General features: G+C 40.0%; 2 protein-coding genes. Both read right to left on the bottom strand.

Going from position 1 to position 971, the window contains the following annotated elements:
- The coding region (locus HZF24_RS18770; RefSeq protein ID WP_179239892.1) for a PLP-dependent lyase/thiolase at positions 1–728 on the bottom strand (728 nt) is incomplete at its 3' end.
- On the bottom strand, positions 721–971 hold a 251-nt coding region (ortA, locus tag HZF24_RS18765; RefSeq protein ID WP_179239891.1), incomplete at its 5' end, for a 2-amino-4-oxopentanoate thiolase subunit OrtA. The genes HZF24_RS18770 and ortA, both read right to left, overlap by 8 nt.

Below are 971 nucleotides of genomic sequence, written 5' to 3'. Positions count from 1 at the left end.
AGGTTTCCTCCGCCTGCGTTTGTCGCCAATACTACTTCGGGATCTTTTCCGTATTTTTCTCTGAACTGCATTGCTATTTCGTATCCTAATGTTTCTACTCCTGCTATTGCAAATGGTGTGTATAGTGATGCATTGAAATATCCTGTCTGCTCTAATATTGTCAGGAATAAATAGAATAACTCTGGTCCTACTGACAGCTGTACTACTTCTGCTCCTAATGCTTCGCATTTTCTTGCTTTTTCTATTATTTCGGGCTGGCCTTTTCCTTTTGAATCATAGCATTCTTGTACTACTATACATTTTAAGCCGTACATTGCTGCTTGTGATGCTACTGCTGCTCCGTAGTTTCCGCTTGTTGCCGTAACTACTCCCTTGTAGCCCAATTTCTTTGCCTGATATACCGCTGTTGATGCTCTTCTTGCCTTAAAGCTTCCTGATGCATTTGCTGCTTCGTCTTTTATGAATATTCTTGCGCCTTTTCCTTTTGGTGCGCATTTTCTTGCTAATTCTGTCAGGTTTCTCAGTTCCAGTATCGGGGTGTTGCCTACTCCGTGGGATAATTGGATTTTTTGTATTTCTTCTATACTGAAGCCTGCTTCTCTCATCATTCTTTCGTAATCGAATGCTACCCCACCGCTTTCGAATAGGGAGAAATCTACTCCTGCCGCCTGCTTCATTATTTCGGGTCTTCTGCTCATTACTCCTGAATAGCTCATATCTTTACTCATTATCAGCACCTCCGAATAATATTTCTTTTACCTGGTCACTGATTTGTATTAATTCAGGAACAAATTTTCCAAAGTCATGCTTGTAATATGGATTGTCTTCCAATAGTGTGCCTTTTTCTATTCGTTTTGTTCTTGTTAATACTGTTACTTCTTCTCCTATATTTGCATCTTCCTGCAAGTATCCTTTTATCCACATTTCCAATGGTACTTGTTTTGTATCATCTGGTACTTGCGGTGCTCTTT

It is taken from the genome of Sedimentibacter hydroxybenzoicus DSM 7310 (assembly GCF_013403245.1).
Taxonomy (GTDB): Bacteria; Bacillota; Clostridia; order Tissierellales; family Sedimentibacteraceae; genus Sedimentibacter; species Sedimentibacter hydroxybenzoicus.
Note: the sequence above shows the minus strand (reverse complement) of the source record. Positions and strands in the feature narration are given on the sequence as shown.